This is a genomic window from Microcoleus asticus IPMA8 (assembly GCF_013179805.1).
In the GTDB taxonomy this organism is placed as follows: domain Bacteria; phylum Cyanobacteriota; class Cyanobacteriia; order Cyanobacteriales; family Microcoleaceae; genus Microcoleus; species Microcoleus asticus.
In genome coordinates, this window is the sequence record NZ_SRRZ01000149.1 from 1 (window position 1) to 17,637 (window position 17,637).

At 46.9% G+C, this 17,637-nt stretch carries 11 protein-coding genes; 6 read left to right on the top strand and 5 right to left on the bottom strand.

Annotation, left to right across the window (positions count from 1 at the left end):
* Window positions 1–365: 365 nt before the first annotated feature.
* A complete protein-coding gene (locus E5S67_RS27600) occupies window positions 366–2,231 on the bottom strand; it encodes an ABC transporter ATP-binding protein (RefSeq protein WP_172192021.1) in 1,866 nt (621 codons plus the stop codon).
* 319 nt (window positions 2,232–2,550) lie between these two features.
* On the bottom strand, window positions 2,551–4,626 hold the full coding sequence (locus tag E5S67_RS27605; protein ID WP_339382746.1) for a glycoside hydrolase family 31 protein: 2,076 nt from the start codon (window positions 4,624–4,626) through the stop codon (window positions 2,551–2,553).
* 336 nt (window positions 4,627–4,962) lie between these two features.
* On the opposite strand from E5S67_RS27605, the gene E5S67_RS32770 reads away from it, so the two are divergent.
* Window positions 4,963–5,238 (top strand): hypothetical protein, encoded by a 276-nt coding sequence (locus tag E5S67_RS32770; protein ID WP_216670752.1) that lies wholly within the window; start codon window positions 4,963–4,965, stop codon window positions 5,236–5,238.
* Here the strand turns inward: E5S67_RS32770 and E5S67_RS32775 are convergent.
* A complete protein-coding gene (locus E5S67_RS32775; RefSeq protein ID WP_216670753.1) occupies window positions 5,233–5,394 on the bottom strand; it encodes a hypothetical protein in 162 nt (53 codons plus the stop codon). The genes E5S67_RS32770 and E5S67_RS32775 overlap by 6 nt on opposite strands.
* Window positions 5,395–5,500: 106 nt before the next feature.
* Here E5S67_RS32775 and E5S67_RS27610 point away from each other — a divergent pair, with 106 nt between their 5' ends.
* Window positions 5,501–6,103 carry a 2OG-Fe(II) oxygenase gene (locus tag E5S67_RS27610; protein ID WP_172192023.1) on the top strand — a complete coding sequence of 201 codons (603 nt, stop codon included), beginning with the start codon at window positions 5,501–5,503 and terminating at the stop codon, window positions 6,101–6,103.
* Between the two features lie 329 nt (window positions 6,104–6,432).
* Here the strand turns inward: E5S67_RS27610 and E5S67_RS27615 are convergent, their stop codons facing one another.
* Window positions 6,433–10,233 (bottom strand): WD40 domain-containing protein, encoded by a 3,801-nt coding sequence (locus tag E5S67_RS27615; protein WP_172192025.1) that lies wholly within the window; start codon window positions 10,231–10,233, stop codon window positions 6,433–6,435.
* A 220-nt stretch (window positions 10,234–10,453) separates the two neighbouring features.
* On the opposite strand from E5S67_RS27615, the gene E5S67_RS27620 reads away from it, so the two are divergent.
* The 3 genes from E5S67_RS27620 to E5S67_RS27630 all read left to right on the top strand — a co-directional run bounded on the left by E5S67_RS27620 (window position 10,454) and on the right by E5S67_RS27630 (window position 13,322).
* Window positions 10,454–11,296 carry a calcium-binding protein gene (locus tag E5S67_RS27620; RefSeq protein ID WP_216670755.1) on the top strand — a complete coding sequence of 281 codons (843 nt, stop codon included), beginning with the start codon at window positions 10,454–10,456 and terminating at the stop codon, window positions 11,294–11,296.
* Window positions 11,297–11,355: 59 nt separating this feature from the next.
* Window positions 11,356–12,372, top strand: coding sequence for a calcium-binding protein (locus E5S67_RS27625; protein ID WP_172192027.1), 1,017 nt, complete (start codon window positions 11,356–11,358; stop codon window positions 12,370–12,372).
* A gap of 302 nt (window positions 12,373–12,674) precedes the next feature.
* Window positions 12,675–13,322, top strand: a complete 648-nt coding sequence (locus E5S67_RS27630; protein WP_172192029.1) for a calcium-binding protein — start codon at window positions 12,675–12,677, stop codon at window positions 13,320–13,322.
* Here the strand turns inward: E5S67_RS27630 and E5S67_RS27635 are convergent.
* The gene (locus E5S67_RS27635) at window positions 13,319–14,671 is read right to left on the bottom strand and encodes an AAA-like domain-containing protein (RefSeq protein WP_172192031.1); all 1,353 of its coding nucleotides are present in this window, start codon (window positions 14,669–14,671) and stop codon (window positions 13,319–13,321) included. The genes E5S67_RS27630 and E5S67_RS27635 overlap by 4 nt on opposite strands.
* A 288-nt stretch (window positions 14,672–14,959) precedes the next feature.
* On the opposite strand from E5S67_RS27635, the gene E5S67_RS27640 reads away from it, so the two are divergent.
* A partial coding sequence (locus E5S67_RS27640) for a beta strand repeat-containing protein (RefSeq protein ID WP_172192033.1) occupies window positions 14,960–17,637 on the top strand: 2,678 nt, incomplete at its 3' end.

Below are 17,637 nucleotides of genomic sequence, written 5' to 3' on the forward strand. Positions count from 1 at the left end.
CTTCTTGCCGTTTTTACGGATATGGGTTGATTTACATTCTGGGCATTGCATAAATTATTCCTCCTATTCATACTCTAACTCAGCAACGCCTGAAAATTGTCGCAGAAACTCGGTTTATCGCCACCTAACGAGAGAAATTAGATCGCAAATCCGCGATAATTTATCAAAATCACCCGCGCCAAATTCCCCACGCTAACCCACAAGTCCGCCGGGGGTTGAAAACCCCCGTCTCATAGCAAAAGTCCTCTCAAAGAGGACTGAAAGACACATTTTTGAACAAGCATTGCAATATCTCCCCAGTCGGTTGAAACCGAATTTCGCTATGAGACAGGGGTTTTAACCTCTGGCGGACTGTTTATTTAACTCTAAATATAGCTACTAGCTTGACGGGTGAACATTGAGCAGTAAATTCCGTTTGATGCTATCAATTCGTCGTGAGTTCCTATTTCTGCTATTTTACCGTTTTCCATGACGGCGATACGATCGGCAATTTTTGCTAATCCCAATCTGTGACTGATGACTATGGTTGTTTTCCCGGCGGCTATTTGGCGGAAGATGCTGTAAATTTCGTGTTCTGTCTTGGGGTCGAGGGCGGCGGTTGGTTCGTCAAAAATTAGCACTTCGGCTGTGTCAAGCCGCATTAAGGCGCGGGCGATCGCAATTCTTTGCCACTGTCCCCCGGATAAGTCTATGCCGTCTTCTAATTGTTTCCCCAACGGTGTTTCTAAACCTTGCTCTAAACTGTTGACTTTAGCTGCAATCCCTGCTTCGGAAATAGCTTCATTAATTGCGGTGTCATCCGACAGTGAAAGTAAGTCGCCGAAACCGACGTTTTCGCGGACTGTGGAGGGGAAACGGGCGTAATCTTGCATAACGACGGCGATTCGCGATCGCACGTATGCTAGAGAGTACGATCGCAAATCTTTGCCGTTCCAGTCGATCGTACCGCTTGTCGGGTCGTACAGGCGGCCGAGGAGTTTGCCAAGAGTCGTTTTACCCGCGCCATTTTCACCAACAAGCACTAGCATTTCACCCGGATTAATGGTTAAATTGATATCTTCAACCGTGCTTTTATTGCTACCGGGATAGCAGAAAGATAGATGCTTAATCTCGATGCCAACTTTATCTTTTGTGGGGCGGGCATCTTGCCTGCCATCTTCTAAAAGCGGCAGGCGAGACACCACATCTCCAAGCGGAGACTGCAATTCTGGCTTGAGTTCCAAAAGTTGAAAAATCGGACTAACGCCCAGGGAAATATCGTACAAATTAGTATAATTGCCAATCAATAATTGCAAACTTTGCTCCACCTGGACAATCAAACCCGAATAAAGCGCCACATCCCCTAAAGTATAGCGCCCTCCCAATGCTCCCATTACCACATAAACAAATGGCAACGCTACTCCTATTCTACTAAACACTGACCAGAAAAGTACAACAATTGCTCCTTTTTTTCGGATGCGCTGCATCTCGCTAAAAAACTGCAAAAACTGACCCTGCCAGCGTTTGAGCCAAAGTTCCTGCAAGCCAAACAAACGCAATTCTTTAGCGTATTCTTCCCCCGTCAATACTCTAGCGGATAAGTTCATCTCCCGGGTGATTTTAGCTTGCTTTTTTTGAACTCTCCAGATGATTCTGCTATATTTTCTTTTGATGTAAATTGAGGGAGATGATGAAATCAACATCAGGACTGGCACCCACCAAGCTATGGTAGCAGCAAGGCTAATAGATGGAATAAAGATAAAAATTCCCGTGATGGTCATGCTGAGGGTAAATGCTAGTTGCTGTATTTTGGAGACTCCGGTTTTTGCAAGTTCTACTATATTTAATAGTTCGGGGTTTTCAAAGAGGGCAATATCGTCGAAATTCGCGACTTTTTCCAGGACTTTTCCTTCGACAAAGCCTTGAACGCGATCGCGCAAAGATGTCGCTGCAAAAGAGCTCATTGTTTCCAGGGAGTCGCCGATTAACTTGAGACTTAAGACTCCGCCAATACTCCACAGCAATATTGGGTGGGAAAGCATCAAAGCAAAGGGCTGTGCTGTTTGGGTTTGCGACAGCAACCGAGATACTTCATCAATGATTAATTTATCTAAAAATAGGACAGCAGAGGGGGCACCACCGCGGATAATGTTGAGTAATATTAAATTGCGGAGTTCTATTGGTGCGGCTTTGATTATCAGGCCCAAGCTGCGCCACAGAGCTTGGAATGTGGTAATTTGGATAGGTTGCATAATTCAATCGCAATAATTTTATTTGTTCATCTCCTCCTGCTGTATTATAACAGTAGTCGTCAAGTAATATAGTTCGCTAACAATTAGGCCGCCAGGGATTTAAATCCCTGTCTCATAGCTAAAGTCCTCTAAAGAGGACTATTGGTTAATATTTAGAATTTGAGTTGGTTAGCTTCGTTTGAACAGGAGTGCCTCTCAATATGTACAGGATTTACATCAAGTCTGCTAGGCTGTTTCTTCAGTCCACTTAAGTGGACTTGAGCTGTGAGACGGGGGTTTTAACCCCCGGCGGGTTAGTGGGAAAGCGGCAAATATCAAACTACCCAAATGTCAAACGCCGCACCGTACCATCATCTGTAAATCGCTGTTCGCCAACGCCAACAACTTCCACAATAACTTCGCGTTCAGAAATCGAAAATTGACCCTCGCGCGCAGCAATTTCAACGATGATTTTTTCCTCTTCCACATACACCTTGTAATTAGTCGTAGCCGAGACACCTTTTTCATGTTCAAAACTGTGTCCATCGTCCTCATAAAGCGTCCATTCACCGCTTCCTGGCCAAATTCGCATTTTCAATGACTCAAGCGGTTCTTCGCTGACAAATTGCTTCACAGGTGCGATCGCAATTATGCCCCCGCCCCGCACGTAAAGCGGCATTCTCTCCAAAGGTGCGTGGGCTAAAATGTGCATCGGGCCCTGATAGCATTCGCCCGTCCACCAATCGTACCAAGTACCCTCCGGCAAATACACAGCGCGGTGTTCAACTCCCGGGCGGTAAACAGGTGCAGCCATCAGCGACGGGCCGAGTAATACTTGATCGTAAAGGTGATAAGTTGCCCGATCGCGCGGAAAATGATACAGTAGCGGTCGCAAAATCGGCGTTCCCGCCGTCGCAGCTTCCCAAAACAACGTATAAATATAAGGCAACAACTGATAGCGCAAATTGATGTATTCGCGGCAAATCTTCTCAGTGCGATCGCCAAAAACCCACGGTTCGTGCTGCGCCGTACTCATCGCCGAATGACCGCGCATCAAAGGATACAGCATCCCCACCTGCATCCACCGCGCGAACAGTTCAGCGGTTGCATTCCCCGCAAAACCGCCGATGTCGCAACCGACAAACGCCACGCCGGAAAGCCCCATATTGCAAAGCATTGGTAGCGACATTTCTAAGTGTTCCCACTGCGATTGATTGTCGCCCATCCACACCGAGGAGTAACGCTGAACGCCCGCAAAACCCGATCGCGTCAGCACAAAAGATCGATAGCCAGATCGCAATTTTTGCAACCCCTCAGCACAAGCTTTCGCCATCATCAACCCATACAAATTGTGGGTTTGGGCGTGGGTAGCGCGATCGGATTCCGGGCCTTGCGGTGCATTCAGGGGAAAGCTAATGTGTTCGCCGCCGTCACCAAAAGGCCGTTCTGCGATCGCAGGTTCGTTCATGTCGTTCCAAATCCCCGCAATCCCCATATCTGTGAGAGTTTTGTGCAATTCGCCCCACCACTGGCGCACCTCCGGCCGCAGGAAGTCGGGAAACACCGCTTTGTCCGGCCAAACGTAACCGTGGAATAGCTTTCCCTCTGCGGTGCGGACGAAATAGTCATTCTCCACACCGCGATCGAATATTTCATAATCTGCTTCCGGTTCGTACTTGACACCGGGATCGACAATCGTGACCACCTTAAAACCCGCTGCTTTCAAGTCTGCGATCAGTTTCGCGGGATCGGGGAAACGCTTCGGGCTCCAGGTAAAAACGCGGTAGCCGCGCATATAGTCGATGTCGAGGTGGATGACATCGCAGGGAATCGCCCGATCGCGAAATTCCTTGGCCAACTCGCGCACAACGTCCTCGGATTCGTAGCTCCAGCGGCACTGGTGGTATCCGAGCGCCCATTTTGGCGGAATCGGCATCCGGCCGGTTAACTGCGTGTAGGTGGCGATAATTTGGGCGGGTTCCGGGCCGTAAATAATGTAGTAGTCGAGTTCCGGGCCTCTGGTTTCCATCCGCAAAACCCCCGGTTGTTCCGCGCCGATATCGAATTGACTCCAAAATGTAGTGTTGAAAAAGATGCCGTAAGCGCGATCGGGATTCAAGGCGATATAAAATGCGATCGCCTGGTACATTTCATCGCTGAGGGAATTGTAGTCAAGCGCATCTATTGTCCAGTTTGTCTTGACTTCGGAGAGTTTGTCGAGAAAGCCGGTGCGTTCGCCGAAACCGTAGAAGTGTTCGTCTGCTTCGATGCGTTTCCAGCCTGCGGTTGCGCCTGTGCGCCATCCCATACTGGGATCGCAGTCGCTAGCAAAGGGTTTTCCCGATTTGTCAAAGCATTCAATTGCAGGACGAGATCGCTTGACAGAAATCTTTATTTGCGCGGTTTCAATTTCTATTTTTTATTCTGTTTCTCGCACTTCAAATGGTATAATTTCCCACTCTTCGTCAGGGACAGTTATTGAGTGCGATAGGCTTTTAAATTAACCTGTCGGTGACATTCGCACTCGGATTAAATTCGGTGCGAGGATGCTGATTTTGAGAGCGGAATTGGTACAGTTGAAGTGAATTGTGCGAGCGGTTTTATTTATGGATTGTACGGGGGCGATCGTTGACCAAGGCTGTTAGGTAGTTTGGAGTTTTCCGAAGTATTGCGGCATATACCCTGACCTGAAATATTATCGATTTTGCTGTGAGGAGTTAAGGGTTGTCATCTGGCCAAAGGCTGAACTACAATGCTTCTTTTGACATATCTGGCAATAAAGTCTCGAAATTATTTGTGCCGTTTGCTGCTATGTAAAGAACTCGATTCACGATATCGCGCCAGCTTCAAGTTCAGTATATATTGCAGCAACAGCTTGTTTGACGATCGCAATTTGTTCTCTTCCCAGCAAGTCGCCTTCAGAAATAAAAATAATGCCAGCGTTAACTTCGCACGCGCGTGCGAACCTATCAAAATCGCCGACATTATTTGTAGGGTGCGCCTCGGCGCGCCTCCCCCTTACTTATAGCGGGTTAAAAAATTTGTTGGTCTGAGTTTTGCCATCTGACGATCGCCTATATGTCGATCGCCTGTATAGTAATATTTGGCAGTTGCTAGTCGGTTGCGACACTTCCGGGCGATCGCCCGCAGTTAAGAAAAACCTTTGACTTAAGTACGCGGACACAAATAAACATTATTATGTCATTGCGCGGAACGAAGCAATCCCAAGTATGAGCGATTGCTGCATTCCTATCTGCTGTTTTCTTAAACTTTGATGATTTTTGAGTGCCTTGAAATACTATAGCCAACATCCTAACGCTTTCTCGATCGACTACCTCAACGACTTGCGAGGAGCAATTCTAGCATCCCCTTATCTAGCAATCAACAACCTCAATCGCGATTTCATTGGCACAAAAGGGTTTTCCGTGGTGTTTCAACGTGCGGAAATCGCCGAAGTAGAACGGCGTTTTCCCTTGTTCAAACCCTATCTAGACCAAGCATTACAGCCTGAATGCAATGCTTTTTACCTCAACCCCCTGTTGCTGGGTGAAGGTTCCCGCGTCGATCCGCATATCGATCGATCTTTGCGATCGTACTGCAAAACTGTTGAACCTCCTGCAGCCGTCAGCGTTTTATACGTGCAAGTGCCACCGAACTTGCAAGGGGGAGAGTTGATACTGCGGCGCAACAAACAGCAAGTCGGGCATATTAAGCCGCAAGCGAACTCGCTGGTCTATTTTCAAGGAGATTTGACTCACTCTGTCAACGCTGTTAAAAGTACCGGAACTCGTTTGAGTTTGGTTTGCGAACAGTACAGTTTGAGCGAAACAGAACTGCAAGATATTCCAGGATTCACAGTGGAGTCTAGGGCCGTAAAAGCCAAAAGCAAGTAATGTTTATTATATCCCAAAAAACAACATTTTTGACAATGAAAATGTCTTGCCAAGAAGGAATTACTGTCAGACTACTTACAAAATAAAATTAAATACCCAGCTATATGTTGGGCGCTTGTTTATACCAGTAAAAAAAGAATGCAACTGTAGGGCAGTGAACTAAACCCTTAGTTCATTAGTGGTTGCCAATTCTTTAATTTCAGGACTTACGCAACAGTCACAAGACTTTTAGGTATGTTGTTGCGCTTCAGCGCTCTTAGGATATCAAAGAGCGCTGAAGCGCAACAACATACCTTTGTTTAATGTGCCAGTTGTGTAAGTCCTATTTTTTAAGGATTGCAGATTTCGGATATCGCTTTTTCTTCGGGATGATTAGCAATATAATTGCTCAGCCATTGGCAGCTTAGTTTCATTAAATTATCTACATCAAGTTCCAAATTCCAGATTCTTAAAGTAGAATCATCGCTGGCAGAAACAAGAGTTTTGCCGTCGGGACTGATGTTAACGTCATTAACTCGATCGCTATGTCCCTCAAAAGTTTGTAGGGGCCGCGCCTCCGATCCCGTTTGGCCGTCTGCTACATTCCACAGTTTAATTGTGCGATCGAAACTTGCAGATGCGATCGTTTTGCTGTCGGGACTGAAACTAATGCTTTTTACCCAAGTTCCGTGTGCTTGAATAGTTTTGAGTTCGGTGCCGGTTTCTGCATTCCACAATTTAATGGTGCTGTCATCGCAAGCAGATGCTAAAATTTTGCCGTCGGGACTGAAACGGAGGCTGGTAATTCGACTGTTATGCGCTCTCAAAATCCTTCTTGGGGTGGATTCTAAATTGTTTAAACCCCAGAAATAGATTGTGCGATCGTTCCCTGCGGATGCTAAAGTTTTGCCATCGGGACTGAATGTGACACTTCTAACTCTTTCGAGATGTCCTGTAAAAGTTTTGATTTGGGTACTGCTTTCTAGATGCCACAATTTAACAGTTTTATCGACTCCTGCTGATGCTAAAGTTTTACCGTCGGGACTGAAAACAACGCTATCAATTGCCCTTTGATGTCCTGAAAGAGTTTTGATTTCGGTGCCAGTTTCTAGGTTCCACAATTTAATAGTTCGATCGCTTCCTGCGGATGCTAAAATTTTGCCGTCAGGGGCGAAACTGACGCTGGTGACAGCACCTCGATGTCCTAGAAAAGTTTTGATTTCGCTGCCGTTTTGTGCATTCCACAATTTAACAGTGCGATCGCTGCTACCGGAGGCAATTGTTTTGCCGTCGGGCGAGAAACTCGCACTGAAAACCTGACGGCGGTGGCTTTCAAGAACTTTCGGTTCGATGCCGGTGAGGTTCCAGAGTCGTACCGTGCGATCGGTACCTGCCGTTGCCAAAGTGCGGCCGTCGGGACTGAAACTAAGGCTCGAAACCCTGCCGCTGTGTCCTTTGAGCGTTTGCGGCTCGATGCCTCCTAACAGCGATAAATTCCACAATTTGACGGTGCCGTCTTCGCTAGCGGTAGCCAGAGTTGGGGTGTTGCTGCCTCTGGGACTGAATTTGACGTTCCAGACTTGCTGGCTGTCGGCTTGCAGGGTTTTGAGGAGAGTCAGGTTTTGGACATCCCACAGCTTGACTAAACCGTCTTCGCCAGCGGATGCTAGGGTTTTGCCATCGTCGGAGAAACTGACACTTCTAACAGCGTTGGTATGGCCCCTCAGGGTGGCGATTTCGGTTCCGTCTGCTGGATTCCAGAGTTTGACAGTGCGATCGCTACCCGAAGATGCGATCGCCAACCCGTCGGGCGAAAAAGTGACGCTCGTTGCCCAGCCCCTATGTCCGGTAAAGGTTTTGAGCAAAGTGCCGTCTGCTCGATTCCAGAGTTTGACAGTGCCGTCGGAACCCGAAGATGCGATCGCCAATCCGTCGGGAGCAAAACTGACTCCTCTCACCCAGCCCCTATGTCCTGTAAAGGTTCTAATTTCTGTGCCGTTTTCGAGGTTCCAGAGTTTGATAGTAGCATCCTCGCTAGCAGATGCGATCGTCTTGCCATCAGTTGAGAAACTGACATTCCAAATGTTGTCGCCGTGTCCGGTGAGGGTTCTGAGCAATATGCCGTCTGGGTTCCAGAGTTTGACAGTATCGTCTTCGCTAGCGGATGCGAGGATTTTGCCATCGGGCGAGAAAACGACATTTTTGACGGCAGCTTGGTGGCCGAGGAGCAGATCGCGCTCTCGGATGCTGTAAAGTGCTTGTTGGAGGGCGATCGATACTTGCATCTTAGTTCCGGATTTGGCCGGACTGAATGCCTCTAATTTTTTAAGTTTATGTGCTGCAAGCAGTGCTTCGATCAGTGCTGGAAAAGGGTTGGAGGCTAAAGTTGTCTTTGAGGACAAACTTTCGAGGACTATTTTAGTTTCTGCGAGTTCTCGATCGGCTTTAATTACTTGCAATTGTACGGCGATAGCTGCTGCTAAAGATATCCCTAAAATTGTCGAACCGATCGCAATTATCCTTCTAGCTTGTTTTTTAGCTAACGTTAACTCTGTTTTAGCTTGATGCTGAGCCAGACTTAAAGTTTGATTAGCTTGTGCCAATATTTGACTTTCCTCAGCTTGCAGTGCAAAAGCCAATTCAACTTCTCGCTTTTCCAAATCTTGAGCCGCCGCTAAAAAACGGTAATCCAGATGGCTTAAACTTTGATATTTTGCCCATTCCAAAGCTTCTTGCAGTGCCTGACCCCGCAGCAGCCGCGAATTATCCTCAAAATTGGCAGCATTCCAAGCATTAAAATTTTCCGAATAAGGCCGCAGCTTTCCTAACTGTTTTTCCACCCATTCAAGATTGAAAACTTCGGCATAAATTCGGTTATAAACTTTTAATTTTCCGTGCTGTTGCACCACTAAACCTGACAGTCGCAATTCTGTTTGTTCGGGACTCCCATCAGCAATAACCCCCCCCAGTCCCCCCTTGCTCAGGGGGGGAGCAAGAGTGGCTATTTCTTCCTCTTCCAGAGGTGAAGTAGCAGCATTTAGCCCCCCATTGCTAAGGGGGGGTTGGGGGGGGTTTGCGGATTGCAAAACCTGCTGATAAAGCCCCAATAACTGCCCCGCTTTTTGCTGATTTCTCAAAAGGCGATCGCGAATAGTTTTCAAATGTTCAGGCTCATCCTGAGACTCCCAATTCTCCACAATCTGCAACTTCACCAACCCCTCAACTCCCTCCTCTTGTGTGAAACAGGCATCCTGCCTGTCTGTGGGGGTGGAACAGTCAGGATGCCTGTCTGTGGGGGTGGAACAGGCATCCTGCCTGTCTTTCTCAGCGCCCTCTGCGCCTCTGCGGTTAACTTTCTTCAACTCCTTTTCCAGCACCAACTTGCACAGCTTTTGCGTCAAAAAAGGTTGTCCCCCCGTCCAATCCAAAATATCTGCGATCGCACTTTCAGGATTGCCAACTTGCCCCTGCCAACCCTCAATCAAAGGTTGCACTTCATCAATCTGAAAACCGCGTAAATTTATCGCCTTACCAATATTAAAAGGAGTTTGAGTTTTATCCGCAATCAAATCCGAAGGCGTCGCCACCCCCAACAGCGCAAAAGTCAGCCTGCGGTACAGAGGATTGTCAACTCTTTGATTGTAAAACCAGCGAATCAGAGCAAAAAACTCATCAGCCGAAAAATTCATGCTCAATACTCGATCGATCTCGTCAATAAAAATAACTATATTTTGGGAAATTTCCACTAAAATAACTTCTTCGATAAACAAACTAAATCGCTGCACGGGAGATAACAAATCCCGGCGTTCGCGCCACCAATTCCGCCAATTAATTTTATTTCCTAGCTGACAGCTACTGACCAAAGAATTGACAATCCCTGCATACCACTTTTCGGGAGTTACATCTTCTTTACCAATCCCAGTTAAATCGATAAAAGCGCAAACAGTACCTTCAGCTTGCAATTTTTGCATGGCCCGCACCCGCAAACTAGATTTGCCCATTTGCCGCGAATTCAAAACGTAACAAAACTCACCCGCTTTCAAACTTTCGTAAAAGTCCAAGTCTGCTTGTCGCGTCACGTAACTCGACGCATCTGCGGGGAGACTCCCGCCAATCTGATATTCATAACTAACTGGAGATTCTTTCATCATTGCCTGCACTAAAATCTAGATTTGATTCTACGATAGCTAACATGACTATTTAGATATTTACCAAAAAACCTGACTTTTGCGGATTTTTATGATGCTTTATCAGGCTGCACCTGATTTTTCCCTATAAATTCACAGCCTGAAGCTATTTATTAGTTCCTATAATACCTGATTTTATCACCCTTGCGGTTCAGGAGTTTTAGCAAGAAACTGATAACAGGAAGTGAAAAGAGCAGCAAACAAATACAAACTGCCAGCATTACTTCTAAATAAATCAATTAATTTGAAATACAAAGGAACAACTGAAATGGCAACTATCTACGGTACTCAATTCAATGACAACAATTTAGTGGGAACCGATCAGCAATGGCAGCAAGGTCCGAATGGGCCAGTATTAACGCTTGGCAATGATGAAATCTACGGACTTGGAGGCAATGACATCATTTACGGTCGTGGAGGGAGCGATCTATTATCCGGCGGCAGCGGTGACGATAACATCTACGGCGGTGATGGCAGCAACGGCGGCAACAACTTCAATAACGACGACACTCTCTACGGTGGCAGTGGCCAGGACAACTTGTACGGCGAGACTGGAAACGACTACCTGTATGGCGGCACTGAGAAGGACTACCTGCATGGCGGCACTGGCAACGACAAATTGTATGGCGAGGGTGGCAACGACAATTTGTGGGGCGATGCTGGCAACGACATTCTCACTGGCGGTATTGGCAATGATTACCTTAACGGTTTCAGCAACGGCACCGAATTTGACACCCTCACAGGCGGCGCTGACGCGGACAAGTTCGTGCTGGGCGCGCAATCATACTACAATTTCTACACCGGATCTGGTTTCGCCTTAATTACAGACTTTAACTCATTAGAAGGCGATAAAATCGCACTCTTTGAGACTCTAGATAAATACACTCTGGTGTCTGGAGACTTCGGGTATGGCAACGCTGCTCTAGATACTAAGATATTGTTCGGAAATGATGAAATTGGTGTGTTGCAAGACATCACCAATGTCAAAGCAACGGACTTCATCCTTGGCGATCCGTTTCCTGGCTAAGCTGATAACCCTCTGCCTGGTTCAACTTAGCCGTAGTATTTGACGGCGCTACAAAAGTTATGGCAGAGGGAATAAATCAAGTTTTAACGATTCCGAGCTATGTAGTAGCGATCGCACAGAGCGCTCAATCTCTACCTCCTCATTTTGTACAACAAGAAGTAACAGAAATGGCAACTATTAAGGGCACCAACTTCAATGACAACGATATCGATAAACCAAAGCTAGTTGGAACTAATGCAGATGACTCAATCTATGGCTATGCAGGAAACGACATATTGTCGGGTCTTGGTGGAAATGACTATCTAGATGGTGGCCCAGGTAGCGACGATATGTTTGGTGGCGCAGACAATGACACCTACATTGTGGATAGCCAGAATGACAAAGTTACCGAGAACTTTAATCAAGGCATCGACACCGTTATCTCTTCCGTCACCTTTCCGCTGGGCTACAGGCTAGGCGAGAATCAGGAGAACCTGAAGCTGATCGGCAACGCATATGAAGGCTACGGCAATGCCCTCAACAACACCATCACAGGTAATGCCGTTGGCAACTATATCGATGGTGAAGCTGGTAATGACTATATTGATGGTGCAGGTGGTAATGACAATCTGTATGGTGAAGCCGGAAATGACACTCTCATCGGCGACTTGGGAAATGACTATCTATTTGGTGGAGCCAATAATGACAGTCTCGTAGGCGGCTGGGATGATGACAATCTCTATGGCGGCACTGGCAATGACATTCTTTTAGGCGGAAGCGGTAAAGATTACCTTGATGGTTTCGGCAACAGCACGGAATTCGACATTCTCACTGGTGGTACTCTAGGGGACACATTCGTACTCGGTTACTCCACCATCGGTTACTACCTAGGAAATGGCCACGCCACAATTACAGACTTTAAGTCATTACAAGCCGATAAAATCCAGGTTGCTGGCAGTACGCAGGATTACTCGCTGGTGAAATCTGGCAGCAACACTAATATCTTGTACAAAAATGATTTGATTGCTGTTGTGCAAAACGTCGAGCTTAACCAAACAAACTTGGTTTCTGCCCCTATCGTCAACCCTCCACTTTAGGTTTAGTTGTGGGATTTGGAGGCGCTGTAAGAGTTGGGGGTGATGACTGAGTGGATTGCTAAAACCAGGCATTCTATTGGCAAACATAAAGCCTGGAACTAGAAATCGACCCTCAAGAGCGCGAATGAATTCTAAGAAACTCTGTTTTTCCCAGAGACTTAGTTTCTCACCTGGCTGAGAGCTTGCCCTCAAAAACAACACAGCGAATAAATCAAGTTTCAACGATTCCGAACAATGTAGTAGCGATCGCACAGGTCGCTCAATCTCTACGTCCTAATTTTGAACAATAAGGAGCAACTGAAATGGCAATTATTAATGGCACCAACTTCAATGACGATGGTATCGACAAACCAAAGCTAGTTGGAACTAATGCAGATGACTCAATCTCTGGCTATGCAGGAAACGACATATTGTCGGGCCTTGGTGGAAATGACTATCTAGATGGTGGGTTTAACAACGACGTTCTCGATGGTGGGGCTGGTAATGACACTTTATATGGCGGCGTTGGCTACGATTATCTAGTTGGCGGCCTTGGTAACGATCTGCTGATTGGCGGTACTTTAGACGATGCTTTACTTGGCGGTACGGGCAACGACATTCTCTTAGGCGGAAGCGGTAACGATCAACTTACTGGTTACGGCTTTGGGCAAAATGAATTCGACACCCTCACGGGTCACATTGAAAAGGATACCTTTGTATTGGGTGACGCAAATAGCGTTTACTACCTCGGAAATGGCTACGCCACAATTACGGACTTTAGTTTAGCTGAAACCGATAAAATCCAAATCAAAGGCCTTTTCAATTATGATTACTCCCTTGGGCTTGGCAACTGGGAAGGTAGCAATGCCCAAGACACTGGAGTCTTCTACAAGGGTGATTTGATTGGTGTTGTGCAAGACCAAAATATTACCAATGTCAACCCCAATCAGGTGTTCATCTCCGCTTTTTAACCTAAAACGCGGCAGAAGTATTCGCGGTACAAATTGCAACGCGGCATGACATAATTGTTTTGCCGCCGCACAATTCCCATGCTGTGCAATTTGTAAATTTGCATCGAATCTAATTCAACTGGTTCGGCCGAATTGACAACTTTTTTCAAAGCCAAAGCTAATTCGGGATTGTGTTGCAGTATTTCCAAATGCTTTCGCAAATGACTGCTGTAAATTCCAGATTCTGATGCCGCATTTTTTAATAACTGAGTTAATGAGATTTTGCCACAACTAATCTCATACATTGCCAATCTAACTAAATAAGGATGTCCGCCGATCGCACTTATTAACTCTCGCAACTGCCCCTCATCCCACTCCAAGCCGTGCAGCCGAGCTAAATCGTGAATTTGCTGGCTGTCAAACTCCAGCAACTCAACGGGAACCCCCGCATTAAACGGAGATTGATTCATGTCCAAAGGAATATAAACTTCCGTAGAATGCGCCATTACCAACCGCAGCTTTTTCCAAATATCCGAAATTTTGGCTTTTTCGTGCCAGCTTCGCAGCATCCCCAGAAAATCTTCAACTACTTCGGTGTAGGGAAATAGGCGATCGACTTCATCCAACCCCAAAACCAGAGGCGTTTGTGTTGCTGCCAGCAAATACTCTTCAAAGTAAACCGTACAGTTATCGTTGCTGCCCAAAATATCCGTATCCCAATACTCGTTTAACTTGTTTTCTAACTTTAACTGTCGGCTTACCATCAAGCACAACCAGCGCAGAAACTTATCAAGATTTGTTAAAATTCCTCGGTCTGCGGCGCTCAAATCGAGATAAACTGCGTGATAGTTTTCCCGAACAGCGCCAGCTAAAATTCGGTTCATCAATGAAGTTTTACCCATCATCTCCGGTGCTTTAATCCGAATCAGCGAACCGGGTTTCACAACTGTCTCGCAGCACAAAGATTCAATGTTGCAACGCTCTACATAAAAAGGAGAATCTAATGATACCGAGCCTTCGGGAAACTGCAAATTTGCCGCAGTCAGTGGTTGTAAGAGCAGGTTGGTGTTAATATATTGAGTGGACTCTTGCGATGCAAATCTCCTCAGAGCTTCTTTAAAATTTTTCTTCGTAATTTTTTCTGCTAAAGCTTCTGAAAGCTTGTGCCACAATTTATTGCCGACATCTTTGTTGAGGTATTCAGCACTGTAGCCGTAAGTTTTGGCGATTTCATCGTAACTTTTTCCTTCCCAGGAACCTTGAAGGACTTTCATTTCGATGTCGCTGAGATGTTTGCCTGTGTTTTGAGCAAAAATACGATCGGCAGATTCTTTGGTTTTGCTCCAAGAGAATTCTAATTCTGAGTTCATGGGATTGACGGGTAAGTACCCATATACGTAAGTATGCAGATGCTTGCAAGAGAGCAGTTGTTCCTGCACTGGAAAGTTACCCTGACTTTTCCCTATTTTAACTCATTTAACCTGAGTTTTTACTGTCAATCCTTGTTGAAACACCTGATTTTACTCCCCTGGTCGCTTTTGTTCTTAGAAAATAAACTGGTTTAGAAGCAAGTTGATTGCCGAGCCCGATCGCAATTATCGATCGCCTCACCAACAATAGCCGAACCTCGCCAACACCAGGGTATAAGGAGAAAAATTATGGCTGCTACCATTACCGTTAATAGCACAGATGACTCGAATATCAGGAATGCCGTCCTCACCCTCAGAGAGGCAATTCTGGTTGCCAATGGCACTCTGAATGTTCCTGCTTTGACAGTGGCAGAACAAGCACAGATTAACGGTACTGTCGGTACTGCGGCCGATCGCGATACGATCGCCTTTAATATCGGGGCGATCGGTTCTCAGCAATTAATTCAGCCATTATCCGCACTGCCGCCGATCTCCGATCCACTGATCGTCGATGGTTGGAGTCAAGGCGGCGCGGGCTATAACGGTTTGCCACTGGTGCAACTCAGCGGCAACCTCCTCGGATTTGGGATTGTCGGACTTGATATCACTGCAGGGAACAGTACCGTGCAAGGTTTAGCAATCAACAGATTTGACTGGGCAGGCATCCGCTTGCAAACCAATGGTGGCAACGAGATCCTCAGCAACCACATCGGCACGGATCTTGCGGGTACGGTCGATCGGGGCAACCGCAGGGGGATCTGGATCGATCGCGTTCCAGATAATCGGATCGAGAACAACTTAATCTCTGGCAACAACACTGTTGGTGTGGGGCTTGGCATCGAGATTTCCGGCATCGCTGCGCGCAACAACGAAGTAATCGGCAACCGTATTGGCACGGATGTTACTGGTACTGTTGCGATCGGCAACTACTCTGGTGGCATCAGCATCCGCAATGCGCCTGAAAACTTGATTCAGGACAACCTGATTTCTGGCACTGTGGCCGGTGGCGGAATTTTGATTAACGGCCCAACTGCCAATCAAAATCGAGTTGTCGGCAACCTCATCGGCACTGATATCACGGGTAATGTAGCGCTAGGAAACAGTTACTATGGCATCGCTATTGGCAGCGCTTCTAACAATATTATCGGCGGAACGACGCCTCAAGAACGCAATATCATTTCTGGCAGTCAGACTGCGGGTATTTTTTTTGCAATAGCGCCCACAGTTGTAGGCGAACCTTCAGGCGGTGTACCTGCGACAAACCGAGTTGTCGGCAACTATATCGGCACAAATATCAGCGGTACTGCCGCTTTGGGAGGTCCGGTCGGCGTCTGGATTGCGGTTGGCGAAAGCAACATCATCGGCGGCACGACACCGCAAGAAGGCAATGTCATTTCCGGCAATCAAATGGGCGTCTATTTGCTTAGCAACGAGACAACTGGCAACCGCGTTATCGGCAATTATATCGGCACGCAAGCTGACGGCAGCACTCCTTTACCCAATACCTCGTACAACGTCGTAGCTTTAAATGCTGGTGTGAATAACCGCATCGGCGGCACCGCAGCAGGGGAAGGCAACACGATCGCATTTAGCGGTAGCAGCGGCATTCAAGTGACAGGTGGCAACGGCGTAGCAATTTTAGGCAATTCTATCTTTTCTAATAATGGTTTAGGCATCGAGCTCGATAACGATGCCGATAACCTAACTACCGACGGCGTTACCCCAAACGACTTGGGAGACGGGGATACAGGCGGAAACGGCTTGCAAAATTTTCCTGTTTTAAACTCCGCAACTGCTAGCAACGGCAATATTACTATTAGCGGCACTCTCAACAGCATTCCCAATACAACTTTCCGCGTCGAATTTTTTGACAATACTGTTCTAGATCCCAGCGGTAACGGCGAAGGACAAACTTATCTCAACTTTGTTAATGTCACCACTGATGCTGCTGGCAATGCTAATTTTACATCGCCGCCTTTAACTGCAACAGGGGCGATCGTCACTACGGCTACTAACTTAACAACTAACGATACTTCGGAATTTTCTCAACCTTCCCCCGGCTTACTGCAATTTAGCAATCCCGCTTACACTGTGAATGAAAACGGCACAATTGTAGGTAATGAAATTACAGTCAATCGCATCGGTGGTAATAAAGGTGCAGTTGGGGCAACGCTGACGCTGACGGATGGTACTGCTGTTGCTGCTGACTACACCAATACGCCGATCGCAATTAACTTTGCCGCCGGCGATACGACACCAAAAATTGTTACTATTCCGATCGCCGATGACGCGATCGACGAAGCTGACGAAACGGTTAATTTATCTCTAACTAATCCAACGGGAAATGCTACAGTTGGCGATCGATACAACAATGCTGTTTTGACAATTGCAGATAACGATAACCCTCCAACTGTCAGCATCACCCCCGCCACGATCAACCAAGCTGAAGGCAATACAGGCACAACTGCCTACAACTACACCGTTAGCCTCTCTAATGCTTCTGGTTTGCCCATTACTGTTAACTACAAGACAGATGATGGTACTGCTACTGTAGGCGATCTCGACTACGAAGATAATGACGGTAATCTCATCTTTAATTCGCCAGAAGCGCTAACAAAAACGATCGCTGTAATTGTTAACGGCGACAACAAATTTGAGGCGAATGAAACTTTCAGCGTTATCCTCAACAACGCCACCAACGCCACCATCGATCCCGCCGCCAACCAAAGTACGGGCATTATTGTCAATGATGATAGTGATGACTCTAATCCCACTCCAACACCGACACCAACTCCGACACCAACTCCGACACCAACTCCGACACCAACTCCGACACCAACTCCGACACCAACTCCAACTCCAACAGAGACACCAACACCAACTGCGACTCCGACAGAGGAGCCGAGAGCGAGGGGAACGCCGCGGGA